This window comes from bacterium (Candidatus Blackallbacteria) CG13_big_fil_rev_8_21_14_2_50_49_14 (assembly GCA_002783405.1).
GTDB lineage: Bacteria > Cyanobacteriota > Sericytochromatia > UBA7694 > UBA7694.
In genome coordinates this window covers 62,390-85,811 of sequence record PFGG01000007.1, presented here as the reverse complement: position 1 = coordinate 85,811, position 23,422 = coordinate 62,390, and the positions used below count along the sequence as shown (strand labels likewise).

21 protein-coding genes are annotated in these 23,422 nt (G+C 48.6%); 15 read left to right on the top strand and 6 right to left on the bottom strand.

Features of this window, described 5'->3' with window-relative positions:
• Positions 1 to 114: 114 nt before the first annotated feature.
• The 3 genes from COW20_01265 (at position 115) to COW20_01255 (ending at position 4,072) form a co-directional block, all read left to right on the top strand.
• Positions 115 to 1,617, top strand: coding sequence for a hypothetical protein (locus COW20_01265; protein PIW50878.1), 1,503 nt, complete (start codon positions 115 to 117; stop codon positions 1,615 to 1,617).
• Between the two features lie 140 nt (positions 1,618 to 1,757).
• The gene (locus COW20_01260; protein ID PIW50877.1) at positions 1,758 to 3,131 is read left to right on the top strand and encodes a hypothetical protein; all 1,374 of its coding nucleotides are present in this window, start codon (positions 1,758 to 1,760) and stop codon (positions 3,129 to 3,131) included.
• Positions 3,131 to 4,072: a hypothetical protein gene (locus COW20_01255; GenBank protein PIW50876.1), complete on the top strand. Its 942-nt coding sequence runs from the start codon at positions 3,131 to 3,133 to the stop codon at positions 4,070 to 4,072. Before COW20_01260 ends, COW20_01255 begins: the two co-directional genes overlap by 1 nt.
• A 57-nt stretch (positions 4,073 to 4,129) precedes the next feature.
• Here the strand turns inward: COW20_01255 and COW20_01250 are convergent, their stop codons facing one another.
• The 3 genes from COW20_01250 to COW20_01240 form a co-directional block, all read right to left on the bottom strand.
• A complete protein-coding gene (locus COW20_01250) occupies positions 4,130 to 4,696 on the bottom strand; it encodes a hypothetical protein (protein ID PIW50875.1) in 567 nt (188 codons plus the stop codon).
• Between the two features lie 105 nt (positions 4,697 to 4,801).
• Positions 4,802 to 5,308: a cupin gene (locus COW20_01245; GenBank protein ID PIW50874.1), complete on the bottom strand. Its 507-nt coding sequence runs from the start codon at positions 5,306 to 5,308 to the stop codon at positions 4,802 to 4,804.
• A 69-nt stretch (positions 5,309 to 5,377) separates the two neighbouring features.
• Positions 5,378 to 5,938 carry a hypothetical protein gene (locus COW20_01240; GenBank protein ID PIW50873.1) on the bottom strand — a complete coding sequence of 187 codons (561 nt, stop codon included), beginning with the start codon at positions 5,936 to 5,938 and terminating at the stop codon, positions 5,378 to 5,380.
• 51 nt (positions 5,939 to 5,989) lie between these two features.
• Here COW20_01240 and COW20_01235 point away from each other — a divergent pair, with 51 nt between their 5' ends.
• From COW20_01235 to COW20_01180, 12 genes are all read left to right on the top strand, one after another.
• Entirely contained in the window at positions 5,990 to 6,649 is a 660-nt protein-coding gene (locus tag COW20_01235) for a hypothetical protein (GenBank protein PIW50872.1), read from the top strand.
• A gap of 3 nt (positions 6,650 to 6,652) precedes the next feature.
• Entirely contained in the window at positions 6,653 to 8,101 is a 1,449-nt protein-coding gene (locus COW20_01230; GenBank protein PIW50871.1) for a 2-hydroxymuconic semialdehyde dehydrogenase, read from the top strand.
• A 75-nt stretch (positions 8,102 to 8,176) separates the two neighbouring features.
• Complete coding sequence (locus COW20_01225) at positions 8,177 to 8,875, top strand: hypothetical protein (GenBank protein PIW50870.1); 699 nt, start codon at positions 8,177 to 8,179, stop codon at positions 8,873 to 8,875.
• 120 nt (positions 8,876 to 8,995) lie between these two features.
• Positions 8,996 to 9,889, top strand: a complete 894-nt coding sequence (locus tag COW20_01220) for a hypothetical protein (GenBank protein ID PIW50869.1) — start codon at positions 8,996 to 8,998, stop codon at positions 9,887 to 9,889.
• Between the two features lie 2 nt (positions 9,890 to 9,891).
• Positions 9,892 to 10,761 carry a hypothetical protein gene (locus tag COW20_01215; GenBank protein PIW50868.1) on the top strand — a complete coding sequence of 290 codons (870 nt, stop codon included), beginning with the start codon at positions 9,892 to 9,894 and terminating at the stop codon, positions 10,759 to 10,761.
• 67 nt (positions 10,762 to 10,828) lie between these two features.
• Entirely contained in the window at positions 10,829 to 12,208 is a 1,380-nt protein-coding gene (locus tag COW20_01210) for a hypothetical protein (protein ID PIW50867.1), read from the top strand.
• A gap of 53 nt (positions 12,209 to 12,261) precedes the next feature.
• A complete protein-coding gene (locus COW20_01205) occupies positions 12,262 to 12,612 on the top strand; it encodes a histidine triad nucleotide-binding protein (protein ID PIW50866.1) in 351 nt (116 codons plus the stop codon).
• A 7-nt stretch (positions 12,613 to 12,619) separates the two neighbouring features.
• Entirely contained in the window at positions 12,620 to 13,477 is an 858-nt protein-coding gene (locus tag COW20_01200) for a hypothetical protein (protein PIW50865.1), read from the top strand.
• A complete protein-coding gene (locus COW20_01195) occupies positions 13,474 to 14,604 on the top strand; it encodes an N-methyl-L-tryptophan oxidase (protein ID PIW50864.1) in 1,131 nt (376 codons plus the stop codon). The genes COW20_01200 and COW20_01195 overlap by 4 nt, the downstream gene beginning before the upstream one ends.
• A 120-nt stretch (positions 14,605 to 14,724) precedes the next feature.
• Positions 14,725 to 15,444, top strand: a complete 720-nt coding sequence (locus tag COW20_01190; protein PIW50863.1) for a kua-ubiquitin conjugating enzyme hybrid localization domain protein — start codon at positions 14,725 to 14,727, stop codon at positions 15,442 to 15,444.
• On the top strand, positions 15,437 to 15,958 hold the full coding sequence (locus COW20_01185; protein PIW50862.1) for a GNAT family N-acetyltransferase: 522 nt from the start codon (positions 15,437 to 15,439) through the stop codon (positions 15,956 to 15,958). Before COW20_01190 ends, COW20_01185 begins: the two co-directional genes overlap by 8 nt.
• A gap of 59 nt (positions 15,959 to 16,017) precedes the next feature.
• Positions 16,018 to 17,523: a nitrate reductase gene (locus tag COW20_01180; protein ID PIW50861.1), complete on the top strand. Its 1,506-nt coding sequence runs from the start codon at positions 16,018 to 16,020 to the stop codon at positions 17,521 to 17,523.
• A 20-nt stretch (positions 17,524 to 17,543) separates the two neighbouring features.
• On the opposite strand, the gene COW20_01175 is transcribed toward COW20_01180, so the two are convergent.
• The 3 genes from COW20_01175 to COW20_01165 form a co-directional block, all read right to left on the bottom strand.
• The gene (locus COW20_01175; GenBank protein PIW50860.1) at positions 17,544 to 19,211 is read right to left on the bottom strand and encodes a hypothetical protein; all 1,668 of its coding nucleotides are present in this window, start codon (positions 19,209 to 19,211) and stop codon (positions 17,544 to 17,546) included.
• Between the two features lie 12 nt (positions 19,212 to 19,223).
• A complete protein-coding gene (locus tag COW20_01170; GenBank protein PIW50859.1) occupies positions 19,224 to 19,574 on the bottom strand; it encodes a thiosulfate sulfurtransferase GlpE in 351 nt (116 codons plus the stop codon).
• Positions 19,575 to 19,684: 110 nt separating this feature from the next.
• Positions 19,685 to 23,347: a hypothetical protein gene (locus tag COW20_01165; protein PIW50858.1), complete on the bottom strand. Its 3,663-nt coding sequence runs from the start codon at positions 23,345 to 23,347 to the stop codon at positions 19,685 to 19,687.
• Between the last annotated feature and the right edge of the window lie 75 nt (positions 23,348 to 23,422).

The following is a 23,422-nucleotide window of genomic DNA, read 5'->3' as shown; positions in this document are numbered from 1 at the left end:
GTAAATTTTAAGTAAGCTTTAAGGCTTGCTGTCGATAAGAATCATGGATGCCTGGAATTCTGTCTTCAAAACAGTCTTGAGCACCCAGAACAACGAAAGGAACCGAAAACAGATATGCAGATCGGAAAAAACCCTACGCCCCTTACAGGAGCTGCAGCCCCAGCCCCTAAAGCGGAGGCTCCTGTTCAAACTACGCTGGATAAAGGCGTAGATTGGGTCAAAGACAATACCAAAAAGGGAACCCTGGTGGGTGACCACTATATTGCTGCTGGCGCGGGTGCGCTGGTCGGTGGAACAGCCGCCCTTGCGGGTGTTGCCAAGATTGCAGATAAAGTCCCCGTGGTAGAAAAAGCTTTAAAATTTGCCTTTGTGGATAACGGCAAGTTATTGGCCGGGAGTGTTACGCTGGGTGCGGCCTATGTCCTGGGTGAAGATGCTGCCCAAAGTTTTAAAGAAGGCAGTTCGGTCAAAGCCATTGCTGAAACAGCCGGTGCAGCCGTCGCTGGTCTCGGCGGGGTTGAATTGGTGGGCCGTCAGTTTGATATTCCTGGCGTGAATCGTGCCTTGACCAAAACCGTCGATTTTCTGGGCGATAATTCAAAAGCTGTGGTCGGCGCCGGTACGCTGGCCGGGGGTGCCTTTGCGATTAAAAAGGGCATCGATGAAATCTCTGAGGGCCATACCGTCAAAGGGGCAGCTTATGCTGCCAGTGGTTCTGTTGCTTTACTCGGTGGCACAGAGTTGATTGGCCGTCAGTTCAATATTCCAGTCGCCAAAGAAGCCTTAACAGGCATTCCCCGCCGGGTGTTTACCTCAGGTAAAGGCTTGGCTGTGGCGGGTGGCGCTGTCTCCTTAACAGGTGTCGGTGCGACTGCCGATGGTGTTCGCCGTTTGACCACTGGAAAAGGTGCTTTGAATGATGCGATTGGCGTTGCTGAAGTCACCGCGGGTGTAACAGCTGCAACCGGAGGCGTTTCTTTGGTGGGCATGGCGACAGGCTCAGAAAAGCTGAAGAGCGCGCTGCCAGAGAGCGCTGAATTTATTGGCGCAGCAGCAGCCTTAAGTACCGCCGCAGCCCTGGGCAAATATACCGTTGACAGTGTCGACAAAAATGGCTTGACCTATATGAATACCGCAACGGGTGCCGGTGCAGCCCTGGCTGGTTTGGGTGGCGTCGAGCTGCTTGCAGATAAACTCGGTGTTTCTGCCCTGGATCATGCCTTTACCAAAGGCTGGAAACCCGTTCTGGGTGCCGGTCTGGCAGTGACTTCCTATAAGATGGGCGCGAGTGCTTTGGCTGAAGCCAAAGATGGCAATATGGTCAATGCCGCAGGTCAGGCTGGCCTGTCATTTGTAACCGGCGCCAGTAGCGCGGCTGTTTTGGGCAATGCCTTTGATATTCCTATTTTGAATACCATGGGTGAAAAATCGCTGCGATTTGTAGGCGAGAATTTTGCCAAACCGGTATTTGAATTCGCTGTCAAGAATCCCTTCCTGACCTTGGGTGCTGTGGCGGTTGCTGGCGGAGCCGGAGCCTATGCCTATTATAAAAACAATGATGCCAAGGAAGCTGCTGCGCCCCCTGCTGCAGCTGATAAACCGATCGCCAAAGAGTAAGTTTATCCCTGTTCTAACCCAAAGACCTCTGCTTCGGCAGGGGTCTTTGTTTTGAACTCCGGCATCTTGTCTGCTTTCTGCTAAAATAGAGGCAACTTACTGAAAATCAGCCAATGAGTTTAAAGGAGTGAGCTTGCTGCGTGAAACGCAATTTAAGGGCTCAAATGGTGGGGTTTCACCACCCCTGTATTATTTATCCTGATCACTATTACCGTGAATACTATGAGTTTCTCAAAGAAGCTGACGAGTTTGGTGCAGCCGCAGGTACCTATCCTGAAGAACGGGACGAATTGGTGGCCAATGCTGCGCACCGCTACCAGCTTCTTTTGGATTGGATGACGGAGCGTCTGCATCTCAATGTCTCGTTTCTGAGCAAGGGCAAAATCTGGTTTAATTTTTATTCGGATATTGCCAGCCGCTTTGGTTTGGGCACCCAGGCCTATACCACTGAAACACGCAGGCCGCATGTGGGAATTTCTGAAATCAGTCTTCAGGATGTTTATCTGCTGCAGTTGATCCTTTTGCATGAAATGCAGCACGCGATAGATTTTAGCAATTATGCAGGTTTGCAAATGACCCTATCTGAGCGGGAGTTGCGTGCGCGCATCAGTATCTGTGAAGGTCTCAGTGCGATTCAAGAGGCGCATCCCAAGCTTTATGCCAATGCAGTGCAGGATTTATCCTATTGGTTTATTATTACCTTTCTCACCTCAACCATTTCAGATTCAAACAAACGAGATTATTATGATTTACTCAATGAGGATACCCGTTTTATGCTCTCTTCTGCTTCACGGGGCATTTTCTTTTCTCCTTTGGTGATTCGCTCCTTAACCAAAGAATTGATGCGTGACCGGATTTCACTTTCAGCCAATAACCGCTATGCCCTTGATTTGGTCAATGATTCACTTTCACTGCGTTTGCTCTCGTTGACCGACGAAGAAGCCGAAATTCAGATTGCCGAACCCGATTTGTTAGAAAGCCTGATGTTTGAAGATGAAAAATTGACCCCAGCTGAAAGCTCTGCAAAAAATTTGAGCAAAGATGATCTTTTGGCTTTGACCGTAGATTACCGGCGAGAAGTTCTCACCACACGGAACAAGCTTACAGATTGGCAGGCCTATGATGAATCTTACCAGCATTTGAAAGAAAAGGCCTTGGTGGCGATTGAGAGAGATACCCCTGCCTTTGCTGAAGTGCAGAGCCGACTTGAAAAGGGGGCGGGCCATTTGCTCAATGGGACGCTCTTTCCTCAGGTCAAGACACTGCTGCCACCCGAACCCAAGCCTGAAACTGATAATCCCTTGAAACGCTTGGCTGGCTTGAGTTTGCCCAATGCAGTTCTTGAAACGAAAACCTTATCGCAGGAAGAATTGACCCCCGATGCTGTGCCTGTACATCTAGAACCCTTGCAGAATAAGCACCTACAACGACATAATATAGGAGACGATGAACTGACTTTAGAGCACCGCATGGAGGATCTCTCCGAGTTTCTGAAAGAAAGAGGTGGGCGCTGATGTCCATAGAAGAAGAGTTCACAGAATATCACAAGGACTCTTTTGTACGAGCCAAGGCAGGTGACCAAGCCAAAAAACCAGTGGCTCCTGCGAAGCCTGCCGCACCGGCCGCCAAAGATCCCAAAGCTGACGACTATGTACCTGAACAGGTGGGAAAAGTTGTCGACAATGTTTTTGGCAAGCTTGACAATCTGGTCAACGATGCTGCTGATTATCTTTTTGGTAGCAAGAAAAAAGGCGGTGGCCTGATCGATCAGGATCTCGTGGCTCCTCCACGCACGTCTTCTGGGGTTCCTCCTTTGGCGCCCAAGGCGCCTGTGCCCAATATTGTCGCGCCTGTAGCTCCGATTCAGGCCCCCGTTGCCAAACAGGCAACACCCGCCAAAGCACCTGCGAAGCCGCAGAAGCCCAAAATCGAAAAACCCAAGGTCACCACCCTCTCTACCTTGCAGAGCGCTTCACGTGCTGTCGACATGATTCAACCGGTCATGCCTGAAGCCAAACCCAAGTATGATGGCCCAGTCGTGAACCGTACCACTTCCATTTCTGAATTGGAACTGCCCTTGGAAATTTTGGATGATCCCGATTTATTGCGTTATTTTGATCAAATGAAACTGTATGAACACCAGGTGATCAGTGGGGGGCTTTGCAACTTGCCGCTCTATGAAGCCGTGATGCAGTTGAAAAAAGGGCATTGGCAACACCGTTTCCGGATTCGTTTTGAGGAACTCAAACGGGTCGATCCGGGGATTTATCCGATGGAAATGGCCCGTTCTCGTTTTGCAGGCATGAAACCTGTCTATAAGGCCATGGCCTGGCAGTATTCTGGCGAAGATACCCTGCGCCGAGCGATTGAAGATGATATCAATGCTTATTTACAGGGCAAGCAGGGTCAGCATTTTCATCGCTTTGTCTATCAGGTGGTCTCAACTCGCTATTAAGGCTTTAAAAAGCAAAAGCCCCTGGTGATTCAACCAGGGGCTTTTACATTGCCTAAATTATTTACGGGTAAATTTCAAATTGACATTGCCCTTGGGATCGCCATTTTCAGACAATAGGCTCAATTTACCGGGTTGAACGACATCGGTTTCAAAATAACCATTGCGTTGATTTTTAACCGTGAGTTTTTCAACTTCTGAGCCCTTGCCCATATCAAAAATCGTGGTAGAGCCCACACGAGAATAGGTTCCAATCGCTTCAACTGTGCGGTTTTGTTTGACATCTACGGTTACAAATTTGGCTTGGGTGGCGTTGATCCGTTCAGCAGAAACAATCAAATGGTAGCTGGCAATTGAAAATTCAATTTTAAAAGCATCGGGGGTCAGGGTATGAACTTTACCTGAACCGCTATACCACAGGGGGCCTTTGACATTGAGATTGTCGCCAGCCTTGAAACCAGGGGCTTCAACCAAATCACTGGCTGCTCGTGGGCTTCTGGGCAAAGAGAATCTTTGCAGTTGCGTCATTTGCATGCTGGAGTTGAGAAGTGGAGCCTGTTGGCAGGAAGGCAGCAAAAGAGCGGTTGCCAGAATGGGTAAAAGAAGTTTGAATGAAAATTTAGGCATAGAGGATTCCCCTGAAAAAGAGTTTAAAGATAAAAATACAATCTCTTAACTTTATTTTAACTCTCGAAAAACATCCTGTCAAACGAAAATCTGTTTGAAAATGGCTTATTCTCCGTCCCAATACTCCACTTGCTGTTCAAGATGGCCGATATAATTTAAATTGCGCTTGTGTGGATCGCCTCCAGGAGGTGAACCTGCAACGACATTGATTTTCTGCGAATCGGGATAAACGATAATATCTGGGGCTTCCATGGTGCTGACAGCCAGATAGGTCATATCTTCAGAACCCGTATTGATGATTTGATGGGCATACTCTGGGCCTGGAGGAATCGAAATTAAATCGCCACTTGTAAGCAAATACTCTTTTTCTCCCAGACGCAGCAGGCCTTCTCCTGCCAAAATGAAAAATAACTCTTCATTTACATAATGGGCATGCAGGGGCCAGGCTTTTTTGCCGGGGGGTAGAATAACCAGCTGTGAACCCAATTTTTGGGATCCCAATTTTTGTCCGAGCTGTGCAAATTGAGCATGGTAATGGTCTCCTTGCTGTTGCAAGGTGAATTCAATATCCTTGAGATTGACAATGGGGGGTAAAGACTGATTCTCACTCATGGAAAAAGTTCCTGTCTTTTGCTTAGATCAATGGGCCATTAAAGGCACAGTGTAACACTTTTACAGCACTTATTGACACAATCTCAAGCCCAGCGCGTGAATTTTACTTAAATCCTGTCGAGCAGAGGGAATATAGAGATCTTGCTTGGCAATTTTTTCGAGAGGAGGAAGTTTCATCAATTTGGCCATGCCATTGACGGCATAGGTTTTACCTTGGGTATGAAAGACAATTTTTTTATCTGGAAGACATTCTAAGGTGCCTGAAGAGGGGGTTAAGGGCCAGGTTTTGCCAAATTCTTGAACCGAGATGTTTAAACGGGTGGTTCCGGGGCGAATGATGGGTTCATAGGCCGACTGGTTAATCGCTTGTACCCAGATCAAACCCAGAGCGATTCCGATTAAACTGCCAGAAAGATTGACTGCGATTTTGAGGAATCCTTTGAGTTTCGCCTTTTCTGGCTGACCTGGGCTGTTCAAAACCCACAGGCCGCCTAAGAGCGCGAAGAGCAAAGCGGTAAAAAATAGGTCTCGGCCCATGGGGGAGCTCCCGTGAATTTTTGAAATTTGACTGTTAAATCTATGGTGGGTACTGTACAATGGGGCAGGTTTCTCGGGAAAGTAGATAGACATTTTCAATGTATCTTACTTGATCTAACTGGATGAAATGGTGGTTGAGGTCGCATGAAAATACAGGATCTGGCAAAAACACTCGAGGTGTCTCAGGAGCAACTCCAGCAATGGGTAAAAGAACTTGCCCTGGATTTGCCCAAAGATGAAGCGGGGCAACCTCTCTTTACAGAAAGCTGGGTTCCCTATTTTAAACAGGTGAAAACGCTCTATGCGGCTGGCCGGAAAGCCGATGAAATTGCAAGAGCTGTTCCCAAACCTGAAAGTGCTGCTGCACCCGCTAAAGCCGCACCTGATGCAGGCAATTTAAACAGCAAACAGGCTTTGCAGGAAACCTTGCGTCAGATGGAAATGCGAATTGTCAGTTTGCAATTTCATTTGAAAAATACCCAGGGCGAAATGGTCAAAGAGCAGAAAAATCTTGCCAAAGTTCAAACCCAGGTTGAAGAAATGAATCGTACGGTTGATGTCATTCAACGCAGTCTTTCTGGGGCTCAGTCCAGTACTGAGAATGTGAACCAATTTCTTTCAAGATTTTGGCTCTATCAGGCCTTAACGGTTTTGATTACCGTCATGTTGGTTTTGGTTCTGGGCCGTGTTTTTTCTCCTCCGGCCCCTAAACCTGTGCCTGTGGCCCCTGTTGCCAGTCCCACTGAACTTCAAGAGTCTGATGATTTGAATTCTGCGTCTCCCTCTGCTACGCCGAGCCCTTAAAACATGGCACGTCAACTGCTGAATTTGATCGGAAATCACTTTCAGCCAGCTGAGAGCGGTAAGACACTTGATGTTTGGGATCCTGCCCAGGGCAGGGTTTATGCCCTGTTGCCCCGTTCTGATGCTGACGATATCGAAACTGCTGTGCTTGCGGCAGAGACTGCTTTTGCTGATTGGTCGGGGTTGGCTCCCGATGACAGGGCCAAATACCTTTTTCAAGTGGCTGATCAGATTGAAGCGCGTCTTGAAGACTTTGCCCAGGCTGAGAGCTTGGATACGGGCAAACCCCTCTGGCTCGCCCGCCAGGTAGATATTCCGCGTGCGGTACGCAATTTTCGTTTTTTTGCAGCTGGCTTACTTCATTTTTCAAGTGAAAGCCATGCTTTGCCAGGCTTTTTAAACTATACGCTGCGTCAATCTCTTGGCGTGGTGGCTTGTATTTCTCCCTGGAACCTTCCCTTGTATTTGCTGAGTTGGAAAATAGCTCCGGCTTTGGCCATGGGCAATACCGTGGTCGCCAAACCCTCAGAGGTGACCCCTTTGACCGCCGTCTTGCTTTCTGAGGTTCTGCTTGAATCAGGCTTTCCAAAAGGAGTACTCAATCTGGTACATGGCTTGGGCAGCGAAGCCGGTGCCGCTTTGATTCACCACCCCAAAATCAAAGCCATTTCCTTTACAGGTTCAACACGCACAGGTGCGGAGATCGCCAGGATTGCGGCTCCCCGCTTTAAAAAGCTCTCCCTGGAAATGGGGGGTAAAAATGCAGCTTTGGTTTTTGCGGATTGCGATTATGAAAATATGCTTGAAACGAGCGTGCGTTCAGCCTTTACAAATCAAGGCCAAATCTGTCTCTGTATGTCCCGGATTTTGGTTGAACGTTCGCTCTATTCCCGCTTTCGAGACGATTTTGTCGCTCGGGTAAAAGCCCTGAAAGTGGGAGACCCTCAGGAACCCGATACCCGTATTGGTGCCCTTGTTTCACAGGCCCATCAGGAGAAAATTTTAAGGCATATTGACTTGGCCCAGCAAGAGGGCGGAAGCTTGCTCTGTGGGGGCCAAAGTGTTCAGCTTTCTGGGCGCTGTGCCCAGGGCTGGTTTGTTCAACCCACTGTTTTTGAAGGGCTTTCAGCCAGTTGTCGCACCAATCAGGAAGAAATCTTTGGGCCAGTGGTGACTTTGCAGGCCTTTGATAATGAATCTGAAGCTTTGGCACTTGCCAATGGCACGGACTATGGACTGGCCTCTTCTGTTTGGACGACTGATCAGGCCCGTGCCCTGCGCCTTTCAGAAAAGCTTCAGGCAGGATTGGTCTGGGTGAATTGCTGGATGGAGCGTGATTTGCGTACCCCTTTTGGTGGGGTTAAAAATTCTGGCTTGGGACGCGAAGGCGGATGGGAAGCCCTGCGTTTTTTCAGCGAAGCCAAGAATATTTGTTTGGCCTATCCCCCTTAAGCTGATTTTTTTCTGAAGAGACTGGGTATACTAAGAACAGAAGTGAATTTTCTCAGATAATTAGGGAGGCTTAAAATGGAGCAGCATCGTGTCAGTGGCGTGAATTCTTCTGGTGCCTACGATCAAACCAGCAAGACACGTGAAAATGAGCGTCAACGTTTGGATCAACTTATTCTGGCGGGTCCCGCTGCACCTGTACAAGCTCCCCCCGAACAGGATCTTGCTGCTGACAAGCTGACAGCAGATAAGGTTGAGCTTACGGGGCGGGATTCCCAAGCCAAACCTGCGCATCCGGTGAAGCCCCCGGAAGCAGGGCTACCCTTGCCCCCCCTGGATGGGGAAGTGGCTTTTCCTGTTGATGGCCGAGGAGCCGCTGTGGCACTTCAGGAAAAACTGCAGTCTCTGCGTGAACAACCCGAAGCCTTTGCTGATCTTGCCAAGAATTTAGGCGTTCAGGATATCGAAAGTTTTTCCCGTGCCGTTGAGCGGGGCGATGCTCTTGAAACCTTTGCTTTGGTCGACCCCAATAATATCTTTTTGGTAGACGCCCATCGCCGTGAAATTCATGCCGACTCAGTTTCTTCTTTTGCACATGCTGAATTGGTGATTCAGCCCCGTACGGCATCTCAAGAAACCCTGCGTGACCCCCAGGAAAAAATGCTGGAGCGTTTGGAAAATCCAATTCTGGCGCGGATCAATGACCCGGCCTTGCAAATTCAAGATCGTCTGGCGAATCGGCCTCCTCAACCCCAGGATACCCAACAGGTCAGCTGAGTTTTCCTACTCACACTTTCAAGCACCTTCAGGCCAAACGGGTCTGAAGGTGCTTTGCGCTTTGTTCTGAATTCGTTTAAACTGGGGAAACGGCTTTCAGTCTGAAGTGAGGTGCTGTTTATGCATGTAGAAGATATTCGAATCCCTGGCCCGACCACCCTGGCGGCAAAACTCTATCTTCCCCAGGAAGAGGGGGTTTTTCCTGGGGTTTTGCTCTGTCACGGTTTTGCTTCCTGCAAAGAAGAATATATGTCTTTGCCCCATGCCCTTTGTCAGAAAGGGTTTGCAGTGCTTAGTTTTGACTTCAGTGGTCATGGTGAAAGCACAGGCCCCCGTGGCTATGTCAGTGAACACAGCCATCTCGATGATACCCTGAGAGCCTATCAAACCCTGATCGATCGCCCCGAAGTAGACGTAAACCGAACTGCTTTGATTGGGCACAGTCTGGGAACTGCTGCGGTATTGCGCTTTTTGTCGACCCGAGTTTCCCGCCATGTTCAGGCCACTGTTTTATTGGCGCCGCCCTATCAGATTCGCCAGAGTGTTCAACCGATTGAGAAACAGGCCTATGCATTTCTTTCAAATGCAGCCAAACCCTGGCTCAAATTGACAGGGCGTCACAGCTATATTCCCTATAAAGTCACAGCAAAAGATATTTACACAAGTACTGAAGCGATTGCCCGTGCCAAAACTCAGAAACTCTTAATGACTCAAATTTCTGTGCACAATTACACCTATCTGATGGAAATTCAGGACAATGTCCTATATGCCCAAAAGGTAGATACGCCTGCTTTGATGATTGTGGCCGAAAAAGACAGCCTGATCCCCAATGCACTCAGTAAAACCGTTTTTGACGCTCTGGCCAGCTCGGATAAAGAATTTCATATTATCAAGGGGTCGGGTCATTCGCTCCTGGGGGATCGCCAAGCCAAAGAGACCACCCAATTATTGACAAACTGGCTGCAGGAGCGTCTACAAAAGCCCGAGGCCGTGCAACAGTCTCAGGAAGTCTAAACATGAAGCGTATGCTTCTGGCGGTTCTGTGTGCAGGCCTGACTGGCATTTTGACACAAGGCCTGGCTGCTGAACCCTTGCCTGCAGCAAGTCTCTATGTAGCCATTCCCTTTGAAGGTCTTGAACCCGTCGCACTTTTGGAGCTGCAATCGCAGAAACTTAAAAATCCCCCTGAAAATTTGCGCGAGAGCTTGGATTATTTTCAAAAGAATTTACCCTTGGGCTCAGATCTTGAACTTTTTCTGAATGGCGAAGTCAAAAATATGTTCTATACGGGCCCTTACCAGGAGCCTGCGCCAAATTGTCGCAGTTTTGGCAGTTTTCAGGGTAAGTTTAAACATGCAGATAAAAATCTGACCCCCTTGCTGGCCTTCTCTGCGGGTTTTCCTGGGCCGCGCAAATTTCCGGGGGCCTATCCATCCCATCATTTTGATCAGCAAGCCCGCAAAATGACACTCGAAGCCTACCGCCGTCATGGCGTGAAAGGGGCTTTGCTCAATCAGATTCGCATTCGCAGAATCACCCCCTTTTTAATGGAGAATGGGGCCAGTACACAGTTTGCCGTCAGCAGTGTGATCGGGGGCGGCACGAATGCATGCCCCAGCCATTCTTTGCTTTTGGTAATTGAAAAAATGGGAAGACGTTATCTGACGCGGGTTGAAAAATACCGAGCGGATCTGAATCAGGGGAAATGTTTTGCCTTTGATTTTATCAGCTCGTTTGCAACGGGGCCCGTGGTTGACAAACTGCTTTTGCAGGGAACCTCACGCACCGCGCGTTGGTATGAAGTGCTCCAACGTCAAAACACTGGGAATTACCAGACTGTTTTTACGGGCGGGGGTAAAAATTGTCTTTCCAAAAAAAATAATTGAATTAACGTAAGTTTAATCAATTCCTAACCTATAATAAAGACGTAACATCCTTAGAATGGAACCCGCAGTGTACGTCAATAGCGTTTCAACTCTGTCACAAATTCAGTTCAGACCTGTACCTGTTCAACAGGCTCCACAGCGTGCTGTAGCTGCGGCCATTCCTCGGCCTGCCTCCAATCTGGCCTATTCACCTTATACCTCTGACAGTTGGAAAACCACGCAAAACAATACCATTCAAGCCCAAGGCAAAAACGTCGGTTTGCGCCTATTGGATAAAACACTCGGATTAAAGGCCGACTATATTGAAGCCAGTTTCACCGATAAAACCCCTGAAAACCCGATTGATATTGAAGAAGTAGATTTTAATCTGCATGTGCGCTCTGGGGCTGTTTCTGTTTCAGATGTAGATGCGACCCTGACCGTTGAAAAACTCTTGAACCGCAGTGCGGCAAGCAAGGGCAAAGCCTCACCGGTCAAAGATCTGCGCGTCGCCTTTGACGCCAACAATCAGATTCGGGTCGAAGGCAAGGTAAAGGCCTTGGGAATGAACCTGCCCTTCGCCGTCAAGGGTTCAGTTTCAGCTGGCAATGCGGGTGAAATTCGCTATGACTTGGGCAAAGCCAAAGTCGCAGGCATGCCTGTAAATGGCCTGATGTCTGTGATGGGCCTGAACCTTGATAAATTGCTGAAACTGCGGAACCCCAGCGAAGGTTACTATACCAGTGGTAATTCCCTGGTTCTGAATCTGGGACAAACCATCAGCCAATTGGATGGCGCTCCCGGCATGGATTTAACCGTGCGAGATATCAGCACCCATTTGGGTCGGCTCAATCTGGTGGTGGGCGATACGCCTGAAGACGCAGCCCGTGCCTTGCGTGAAAAACAGGCCAAAGAGCCTGCCTTCGTCAAAGCCACTGCGGGACATGCCTATATCGATGGTTTCTTTGTTAAAAATGGGGCAATCAATATCTATGACCTGACCCCCGGCAGCCCGCTCAATCTGAATTATCAGGGCGAGGAAAAAAGCATTCAGGTCAAAAGCGGTTTCGTCGGCATTACCGATTGGCGCTTTGAAGAATTGATTAAAGATGAGATTGGTGAAACAGAAGATTTCACAGAGATTGATACCAATCTTAAAAAAGATGGTGCCCATCTTCAAGGAAAACTCTTGGGTGCAATTCCGGTTTCCATGAATCTGCAATTTGATCGCACCGATACAGGTAAAATCATGTTTACCCCTGTCAGCCCCAAGGCCTTTGGGTTTATTCCTCTTCCCAGCGGATTTGTCGGCAGCAAGGTTCAAAAGCTTGTCAAAACGGGCACTCCCTATGGGAACGGGGTCGCGATTGATGGCATGAGTGGCATTGACCTGGGCTATGTCAAACAGCTTGTGCACCAGAACGGCTATATTGTTCTGGAGTCAGGCGAAAAACCCCAGGCAAACTGAACCCGTAATTCAGGTACAATAGGCTGAAGTCTATCTGTCTGAAGGAGTGGTTTATGTCTGATTCGATCACGCTTTTTGATCGCCTCTTGGCCCAAGAAATTCCCGCTGATATTGTCTATGAAGACGAACATATTCTCGCGTTTCGCGATATTCATCCGCAGGCCCCTGTGCATGTCCTGGTGATTCCCAAAATCAAACAGCAATCCTTTGATCAGCTTGCAGATATTTCACCTGAACTCTGTGGCCAGCTGTTTACGGGGGTCGCTCGCGTTGCCCGAGAATTGGGGCTGGCTGAAAATGGCTACCGTGTGGTGATTAACCATGGCCGGGACGGCCAGCAAACCGTGGAATATATTCATGCCCATCTCTTGGCGGGCCGTCAAATGCAGTGGCCTCCTGGCTAAAGCGTTTATGGCTGAATTTTTAGAGCAGAACCCGCGTATCGGCTTGGGCCGGTGGATATTATCAATCCTGTTCGTGCTATTTTCCTGGTGGGGTTTGGGCAGTGTAGCCAGCCTGGGGTTGATGGAGTTTTGGCAGGTTACCTTTTTTACGGGTTCTTCGCTCTATTTTTTTCTGGCTGTGCATGCGGGTTTTGTTCTTTTCTTCATCTCCACCGGGTGGGTGCAGATTTTTATTCTCAAACAGAAGCTCTCTCTGCTCTTGGGCATGCAGCCCTTTCGCTGGGAACGTTTCACTCAGGCCTTTTGCCTTTGGAGTGGCTTGCTGATTTTGGGCACCTTGATTGAAACCCTGATCTTTCCCCAAAGTATTTCATTCCAGGCGATGCAGGGCGAACAATTCGCGTATATCGTGGCTGTTTGCCTGTTGACTCCGATTCAGGTACTGGCAGAGGAGATTTTTTTTAGAACCCTGGTTCCCCGTTTTGTCTATCGTCTCTGGCCTCAGCCTGTTTTTGCAGTGATTTTTGCTGCTCTGTGCTTTACTGGGGTGCATCTGCAAAATCCAGAAATGGGTTCTGCAACAGCTTGGTTGGTTATGGGCTATTATTTTCTCTTCGCGCTTTTAGCGGGGTTCCTGGTTTTGACAGACAAGGGGCTAGAGCGGGCAATGGGCTGGCATTTGGCCACCAATCTCTTTGCTTTTCTGATTCTCAGTTATGAGCCCTCCCCGATTCGCACCCCTGCACTATTTCATACCCGGCATTTTGACCCTGCCTGGAATTTTGCTCAATTTGCGCTGATGGCAGGTGTGGGATATGCCATACTGTGGTGGTTGGATTCGCGAGAGCAGGAGGTGTTTGGATGAAGGCTGAGGTTGCCGTAGTCGGTTTAGGGGCTGTAGGCAGTGCGATACTCGCCTATCTTGCCCAACGGGGTGTTTCAGTTTTGGGGCTGGATCGTTTCGACCCTCCCCATGATCGGGGCTCTTCGCATGGCCAGACCCGTGTGATTCGTGAAGCGTATTTTGAACACCCGGATTATGTTCCCCTATTGCGCAGGGCCTACCGCAATTGGGAAGACCTTGAGCTGCGGGGAGGCCAAACGCTTTTGCAGAAGACAGGGGGTCTGATGTTAGGCCCCCAAGATTCTACTCTGCTGAAGGGCTCGCAAACGAGCGCAGAAACATGGAATATTCCGTATCGGGTCTTAAATGCAGATCTGCTGGCCCAAACTTATCCGGCTTTTCAATTGCCCCCTCATTTTGGTGGAATTGAAGAGCAACGGGCAGGCTATCTCTACCCTGAAAAAGCGATTGCGACCTGCCTGCGTTTGGCGCAAGCCCAGGGGGCAGAGCTTCGCACGAACGAACCCCTGCTCAGTTGGAAAGCCCAATCTGACGGCTTTCTCTTGAAAACAGCTCAGGGGGATTACCAATGCGAAAAATTAATTCTGAGCACAGGTGCCTGGCTTTCAGAATGGCTGGCCGAACTGAATTTGCCTTTGCAGGTGACCCGACAGACGCTTTTCTGGTTTGAAACCCCCCAGCCCAATCCCTTTGCTTTGGGAAAATTTCCAATTTTTCTGCTGGAGTATCAGCCCGATCACTACCTCTATGGCTTTCCCGATGAGGGAGAGGGTTTTAAACTGGCAGTTCATGTGCCCGGTCAGCCGATTCAGCCCGATCGCCTGGCTGAAAGCCAGGTCACTGAGACTGAGGTCGCTGATATGCTGGCGCTGGCACACCCCTTTTTTCCTGCACTCAAGCCGCGCTTGGTTAAATCAGCGGTGTGCATGTATACCAATACCCCAGATGGCCATTTCTTGATCGATACCCACCCTGAATTTTCAAAGCTTTGGTATGTCAGCCCTTGTTCCGGTCATGGCTTTAAATTTGCAAGTGCGCTTGGCGAAACCGTGGCAGACTGGGTGATTTCTGGGCAGCCTGCTGCTGAGTTGAATTTGTTTCGCAATCGACCCGGCAGATTTTTATAAAAACTTACTGAGGCAGGGCTGGTTTGATTGCGTTTGTTAAAGCCGTCTGGAACCTGGGTGTCTCAATTGCATGGAAAGTCCTATGTTATAATTTTTAAATCCTTTTGCAAGAGTTTTGCCATGTCTATCATCCGTGAATCTGAAAATCTCCAGGCACCTGCCCGTGTCGAAGAAAACCATCCTGTTTATACCTTGCTATTGCATCTGTCTGTTTGGCTGACCTGGCCTGTGATGGCGGCTTGTCTGTTTTTTCCTGCAGTGGATTTGTTTGCGCGGGGGTGGGCCTGGGCTCTACCTTTGCTTCTGCTGCTGGGTATCTTGCTCAGTGATTTTACTTCGGGGCTTTTCCATTGGTTCTTTGACAATTATGGCTCTCCCCAAACGCCGGTTTTTGGCCCCACGATTGAATTGTTTCGGGTTCACCATGATCTGCCTGAAGACATCTGCCACAGCAATTTGGTTTTTACCGTCGGACATGTCTGTATTTGGATCTTGCCCATGGGCCTTGGCATGGGCGGGCTTTGGGCCGTTTTACCCAAATCTTTGTTTACGGATCTTGGGCTGATCTTTGCCGCAACCGCTGCACTTTTTTTGGTGCTGACCAATCTCTTTCACCAATGGGCCCATCGTCCTCAAAAACCCATTTGGATGCTCTTTTTACAGCAGAAACGACTGATTCTGGAAACCCAACATCACCAGGTGCACCATACTCCTCCTTTCGCAAAATATTATTGTATTACCACGGGTTGGATGAATCCATTTTTGCACAAAATTCAGTTTTTTCACCGCCTTGAGCAGTTCTTAGCCCGGCTTGGCATCGCCAAGAGTGCCGATGTTTGAATCGGCTCTGAATGTGAAGCTGCGTCCTGCCCAAGTTCAGGATGCCGCTCAGATTGCGGCTGTACATGTCGCTTCCTGGGAAACGACCTACCGGGGCATTTTGCCCGACGCCCTGCTCCAGATGCAATCCCTTGAAAAACGAACGCAAAACTGGCAGGACTGGCTGGAATCTCAAGCCATGGCCTGGGTTTGGGTTGCTGAGAAGGCGGGCAAAATCTGGGGCTTTGTCAGCGGCGGGCCTGAGCGTTCGCAAGAGCCAGAGGCCCAGGGAGAAATCTATGCTCTCTATCTTCTGGCTGAAGCTCAGGGGTTGGGAATTGGGAAAGCTCTGCTTTACAAGGGGTTTGAAGAATTGCACAAGGCAGGCTATCAGGGAATCTTGGTCTGGGTCGCCCGTGAGAATCTACATGCTTCCCGCTTCTATGCCCTTCAGGGAGGGCAAGCTCTGCGTGAACGTGAGTTACAGATTGCGGGGTTCCAAATTGCAGAAACAGGTTATCTTTGGCTCGGCTGAGTGGCTTTTTTTGAAAAAAATGCTATGCTGTAAAAAATTTACCGCAATCTGAGGTGATCATGGCCCAAGCGCAAGATGAAATTCGAGAGTTAAAAGAAGACGTCAGTGCTTCTCCCTATTACAGTGCAGATATGGCGCCAACAGGACGCAGTGAACGCAAATGGGGCACCCGAGATATCGCTGCGCTCTGGATTTCGATGTCGGCTTGTGTGCCCACCTATATGCTGGCTTCTTCCTTGATTGAGCAGGGCATGAGCTGGTGGCAGGCAGTTATTACCATTTTTCTTGGCAATATTATTGTGCTGCTGCCCATGGTGCTCAATGCCCATGCCGGTACCAAATACGGCATTCCTTTTCCTGTCTATTGCCGTGCCTCTTTTGGCGTGCTGGGTGCCAATATCCCTGCGCTTTTGAGGGCTTTGGTGGCTTGTGGCTGGTTTGGTATTCAGGCCTGGATTGGGGGCTGGGCGATCTACAAAATGCTCGAAGTCTATAACCCCAGTTGGGCCTCCCTGCCCAAATTTATTTTGGGAATCAGTTTGCCACAGTTGGCCTGTTTTCTGTTTTTCTGGGCCATCAATATGTTCGTGATCTATAAGGGCATTGACTCAATCCGCGTACTTTTGAATATCAAAGCGCCGCTCCTGATTCTTTTGGGCTTGGCGCTTTTGGCCTGGGCCTATGTGGCTGCGGGGGGCTTTGGCCCGATGTTTGCGAAGCCTTCAGCCTTTGCGGCGGGGCAGCCCAAGGCCGGTCAATTTTGGCTCTTTTTCTTTCCTGCTTTGACGGCCATGGTGGGCTTTTGGGCCACGCTTTCACTCAATATTCCCGACTTCACCCGCTACGCCTATTCTCAAAAAGATCAGATCATTGGGCAGGCGATTGGTTTGCCTCCGACCATGGGTTTGTATTCATTTATTGGCGTGGCCGTTACTTCAGCTACCGTGGTGATCTACGGCAAAGCGATTTGGGATCCTGTTGAACTGCTTGCGCGCTTTACCAACCCCGTTGTGATTGTGATTGCCATGCTTTCCTTGGGTATTGCCACCCTGGCGACCAATATCGCAGCCAATGTGGTCAGCCCTGCCAATGATTTCGCCCATATCTGGCCTGAAAAGATTTCCTTTCGTACAGGGGGCTATATCACTGGAGTGATCGGGATCTTAATTCAGCCCTGGAAACTGGTCTCGGACCCCACTGGCTATATATTTAAGTGGTTGGTGGCCTATTCTTCGCTTCTGGGTTCAGTCGGAGGCATTTTGATTGCCGATTATTTTGTGATTCGCAAAACTGAACTGGACTTGCCGGGGCTCTATCGCAAAAATGGCCCCTATTGGTATGGCGGAGGTTTTAATCCCAAGGCCGTGATTGCTCTGGTTTTGGGAATCCTGCCCTGTATCCCTGGCTTTTTAGGCACGATTGGTACGCTTCAGGTCGCCCCGATCTGGATTCAGATGTACAATTACGCCTGGTTTATCAGCTTTGGCATTTCGTTTGCGGTTTATGCGGGGCTGATGTTAGGCCAAAGAACTGCGGATACAGCTTCTCTCCAAGCAGAGGCATGAATCGTCAGCACTTCTTGATTTTAACTTCTTTGTTCATGACACCATGTTTGCCAAGCAGTACGTAAGGCTGAAGACACGTGGCTGACGAAGCCTTGGGTGTCTGCCACAGGTGAATTGAGCAATTGGGTGCGTAGATTTTGACGATAACCGCGCAGAAGATCGCGGTTGTTTGCCAGTTCAGTGGCGATCTTCAGATAATCTTCTGGGCTTTTGGCCAATAGTTCAGGTATGCCTGTCAGCGTGAGAAGCGAAGGGCCAGTACGCAGTGCTCCATCATTCAGCACGATCACGGGAACTCCCATATACAGGGCCTCACAGCTTGTAATTCCGCCATTATAAGGAAAAGGATCCAAGGCGATATCGATTTCGTTGTAAAACTTGAGGTGCTCTGTCAAAGCGGTTTTTCCATAGAATCTCAGGCGATCGGGTGAGATGCCCTGGCTGGCAAAGTTTTCTTGAAAGACCTGGCGAATCCACGCTTGATCGAATTCTTTCGATTTAAGCACCAAACGCGATTGAGGGATCTTCTTGAGCAGTTTAGACCAGAGCTTGATCACGGTTTCATTTAATTTGAAAAGTCGGTTGCCTGAACCAAAGGTGATAAAGCCATTGCTTTCGCAGGGGAGAGGAGTGAGTTCAAGTTGCTGGATAGGGCTTGAACTGGGATACCAAAGCAATTGACTCGGCAAAGGCAGGATGCGTTCAGCAAACAAGGATTCTCGCTCAGGAGGAATCGCAATGGGATCTGAGAAGAGATAATCAATCGCCTTTAAACCTGTTGTAAATACAAAACCAAATCCAGTGATTTGTACAGGCGCAGGCTTTTTTGCAAAAACCTCCAGTCGTTCACCTTCTGTGTGTCCTGAACAATCGATCAGAATATCAATTTGATCGGACTGGATGATTTGAAAGACCTGATCAGAGCTTAAATTCTGGATTTCAAGCCAGTGATCAGACAGCTTTTGAAAGAGCGCGGTTTTTTCATCTCGTTTTCTAAAAATTTGTGCATAGGCAAAAATTTCAAAAGGGTCTCGGTCGAGTTTTTCAAACAGTGGCAGAAGCAGGGTATTGACCGCATGAGAGCAAAAATCTCCTGATACGAAGCCGATCCGAAGTCTGCGTTTGGGATCGGGAGCGTTTTTAAAGTGGCTTTGTGCAGGAGTGAGGGGATTTAAATATTGATTTGCCCAATTTTTATAGAGTTCAGCACGTTGTGTATCATCAATCTTTGGATAGGCAAGGCTGTGAAACAAGGCGACTGAACCAAAATAGGCGTTTTCAGGCTGTAATTTCCAGGCCTGAATCAAGTGTGGCCAGGCCAAGTTGAGTTTGCCCAGATCAAGTGTTAAAAGACCATAGAGATAATGCACCTCAGCGTTATGGGAGCCTTGAGACAGTGCTGTTTCTAAGGCTTTAAGTGCTTCGTCATTCCGCCCCATCAAGGCCAAAATCTGTCCTTTTAGGGCATAGAGATCCGCTTTCGGTTCCACGTTGAACAGGGGTTCAAGGGTTTGTAGAGATTCTTCAAAACGTTCCTGTTTGGCGCGAATTTTAACAAGCTTGAGCGTAAAGTCTGATCTCCCTGGATTCAGGCTGATCAACTTCAAACACAGCGATTCAGCCTCGGCCCACTGGCCTTGAGTGAAACAGATTTTCAACTTCTCTTCTAATTGTGCGGTATTTGACATAAAGCTGTGCGCTCACTGAGAGTCTGCTGATTCAATTTTTGCCTGCGTAAGCATCGGAAATTTTTGTTGCCAGGCGCTAAAACCGCCGTCCAGGCTTTTCACATCTTGAAAGCCGTTTTCAAGAAAATAAGCGGTTCCCCCCTGGCTGGAATAGCCGTGGTAACAGTAAACAATATAGGCTTTTGATTTGTCGGCATTTTCTAAGAATGCGTCAAGATTGTGGTCGTTGACATGTTTTGCGCCGGGAATATGCCCAGCCCTAAAACTATGTGGATCTCTTACGTCAATAAAAATCGCCAAATTATCTTCAAAGAGGGGCTTGGCTTCATCCACTGAGAGGGTTTGAATTTCTTCAGGGCTCATTGTTTTTCCAATCTGATTCAGGCTTGCTTGCTGGTCATGGGTCGATTCTTTTATTCAAGCAGAAGATCGACCTTCAGTGAAAGGGGGGGGAATTCGAGAAGCTTTGAACTCTATACCAGACGGATCATGGGTTCAAGGCCCAATTCAAAAAACCAGCAGGATTCTCCGAGCTGGTTGACCTCTAGCATATTGCGCGAAGAATTATACACAATCAGGGTATTGCCATTGTTCATGCGTTGGCAGGCTATCGGCCTTTGGATCTGGTGTTTTTTATTCCCTGAAAACTCCCAGAGCAATTTGCGTTTGGGCGAAACTTCGATGATGCGGTTATTGCCCGTATCGGCAATCAGAATCGCGCCTGAATGCAGGCGGGTTGCAAATTCTGGGCTGGTGAGTTGATTTTCTTCGGTGCCAATCCGGCTGGGTTGGCCATAGGACCAAATCAATTCCCCTTCACGGGTAATTTCCTTGACCATATGCAGCCCCTGATCTACAAATAAAATCGTGCCTTGGCCAAGGGCTTCAGCATAGTAAGGCGAGGCAATTTCCCTGTGCTTTTTATATTCCCAGATGATTTCGCCCTTGGCATTGAATTCAACCAGGCGACGGTTGCCCTGATCGGCCACCAGCGTGGTGCCCATCAGGGTACGAAAGGCACTTCGGGGTCTTAAAAGTTCTCCCTCTTCACCGAAAATTTGTAGCACTTCCTGCCCCTCAAGTGCAACTTCTAAAACCAGATTGTGCAGAGTATCCGCTATCAGCAAGCTCTTGGGGGTTTCATAGATATGCCCTGGCCGTTGTAGGCGATGGGCTGGATCGGTTCCAAAATGCCAATGATCCTGTCCTGCGTGGTCGATTCGGATAATTTGGTGGTTGACCCGATCGATGACGTAAATGGAGACATCCTGGAGGGGTTCGTCATTGATATGTTTAACCTGGGTTTTGCGTTCACGTTGTTGATCATTTTCGCGGTGAATTTCGAGCAGGGTTTGAAAGCGCTCCATGATTTTTTCTGCGATCCCGCTTGAGTCTTGCAGCCGATTGGTCTCTCGCAGCCTTTCAAATAGTTCTTCAAGCGTGGGCAGGCGGTAATGATCAAAGGATTGAATATACGAATCCCGTTTATCGAAAGCATCGCGTTTGATTTCGATCCGGCGAGAAAGGTGTTTCAGCAAAGAAGACCAGATCAATTTCTGTTGATGGGGCTGAATTTCAATTACTTTGTCTTCGTCCATCAAAACAATGCTCTGTTTTTCTCTGCGGTAGACCCGGCTGGGCGTTTCCATGCGCATTTCAGCGGGCATTTCGTGGGTATAGTAATAGGTTTCACGCACAATTTCGCCATCCAGCTCAACTTCCAGCAAGCGAAAATGCCCTGCATCGACAATCAAGGTGTCTTGATCCAAGAGGCGCTGCGCGTAAATGGGAGAATTCAAACCCTGTTTAAAACCATAACTGCGGATAATCTCCTGATCTCTGACCTCAATCACCCGGTGATTGCCTGTATCTGCGATTAAATAGGTTCCATCATAGGTTTTTTGCAGATCGGAGGGTGTATTTAAATAACCTGCTTCAGCCCCTGCTTCGCCTCTTACGCCGTATTGCCAGAGAATTTCTTGTTTGCGGTTGATGATCAGCACGCGGTGATTTCCCTGGTCGACGATCAGGAACTCTTCGATCAGCCCTTTGCTTTCTTGGTATTCTTCGCTGTAAAAACTGGCCTTAACGGGCTGGTTGAGCACATGATCTTCAGAAAGTTCCTGATGCACTGACCAACTGATGGTGCCCATGGGGCTGCATTCAAACACCTGGTTGGCAAGTTTATCAACTACGAGAATATTCTGTTTATTCAGCCACAGGGCATTCCAAAAATTGATTTTACGCTCATCTCCCTCCTGTTCCATTTCTTGGGCTCTGAGTTCCCAATCAATGGTTTTGTGATCATCCAGGATCAGCAGGCGGCGGCGTTTGGGATCGGCCAGCAAAAGGTGAAAGCGGGGCAAGGCTCCCAAACTATTGAGCGAGGAGCGTTTTTTCCGCTCAGCGCGATGGGGGCTTTCCAATTCTAAAAAACATTGCGGACAGTCCCAATTGCCTTTTAAGGCTGTATTACAGGCAGGACAGGCATGGGGCGGACGCGCGATACGTTGCGTATCAGCCGAAACATTGGCCATCAAGCTGAGAATGTCCTGGCGGGTCAAGACCGTCTCTAAACAGTGTTCGCCGAGGATATCGGGAATCAGGACTTCGACCAGATCATGGGTTTCTAAAGTCTGACGGTATGCTTCACTGAGTTGTTTAAAGCGGGTATTTTCTTCATCGTGAAACGAGAGTTCGATTTCTGTCTGTTGATAGAGCTTTTGACTCAAAGCGTAAAGAATCGCAGGAATTGCCAATTTGGCGTTGAGCGCCATATACTCGGCCTCAACGGGTGCCAGAGCAGGAACATTGCCTTGTCCCAAATCTCCTTTTTCAGAGGCAATACGTTCTGTCTCTGCCAAATCTTGTGCTGACTGCAGTTGGTGTTTGTCTTTTAATTCTGGCAGGGTCTCAGCGGGAATCCAGCCACTTCTCTGCAGCAGTTCGAGTGCGGATTTTTGCTCTTGAACGATCTGGTTGTGGATTGAAAAAACCAAGCCCAAAGGTTTGGTCTGTTCTTTGAGCGCATTGGGAATGCTTTGGGCGTGCATGACTTGGAACTGGTGGGGGTCAATCACGGTGATCAGGGGCGTAAAGGGGGTGGGATCATTGTGACTGGTGACGACAAAGAGCAAATTGAGATCCGGGCTCAGGGTGATTAAATCACAGGGATCGATTTGCTGGGTACTGAATAAGTTGCCCTTTAAAGCAATCTCCTCTTCATATTCTCCTGTTTCAATATTGACATATTGGAGCGTGACACCGGGATGATACTGAAGCATAAACAAAAAACGAATATCGGGTGAGCGCACGATATTGCCAAATATTTGCCCGGTAAAACCGCGCATCACTTCTTCGATTTCCAGGCTTTGAAGATTGAGGCAATACAGAACAGGCGACTGGTTATCCGTAATATAGACCTTGGGTTCGTAATAATCAAAGGCCAGATTAAGCGCCTTGGTACTGCCTGGATTGCGAATCGCGACCTGACCCAGCCATTGATTACTCTCGGTTGAAATAATATGCAAAATTCCGGCTTCGCGATCACTGAGGCATAAGAACAAACCGTCTTCTGATAAATAAAGATCGTAGGCAGTCTGAGAAGGGCCTGATTTATGTACTTGATGGAAAAGGCTCTGCCGGGTTTGGGCCAGCCTTTCTGTTTGATAGGGATGTGAAGTGTATTGAAAACAAGCGCTTTCTGTTTTTACCAGGCCATAACGATGTGATTGCGCATGGGGAGAGACTTTGTGGATATGTTCAATATCTCCATTCCTGCGATCAAGATAACAATAGGCAGAAGCCCAGGCTTCCCAGTGTTCTGTGTCTAAGCTGGGGGGGCCACTCATCGAAAAAACACTGCTGTTTTCAGCGATCAGAGGAATCTGGTTGATAATTTCACCGCTGAGATAGTCCTGTATACAAAGTGTTCGGCTTTCCACTTCGAAGAGATAGGCGATTCCCTGAAGCTTTTCGAGGGCTTTGTCGAAGCGTGTGCGTTGATCCTGAAGCAAGAGATCGACAATTGCCTGATCAATATTGAGTTCGCGTAGCAGAAACTCAAGCAGTTCAGCCTCTTCTGTTGCGTTGTGCTGATTTGCTTCAAGTGAAGGGTGAATATCTGCGTCGCTCATTTATTCACGATACCATTCCAGCACGTGGGTTTGAATCCAATCAGGGGGCAAAATTTCTGATCTCCACTCTTTTAT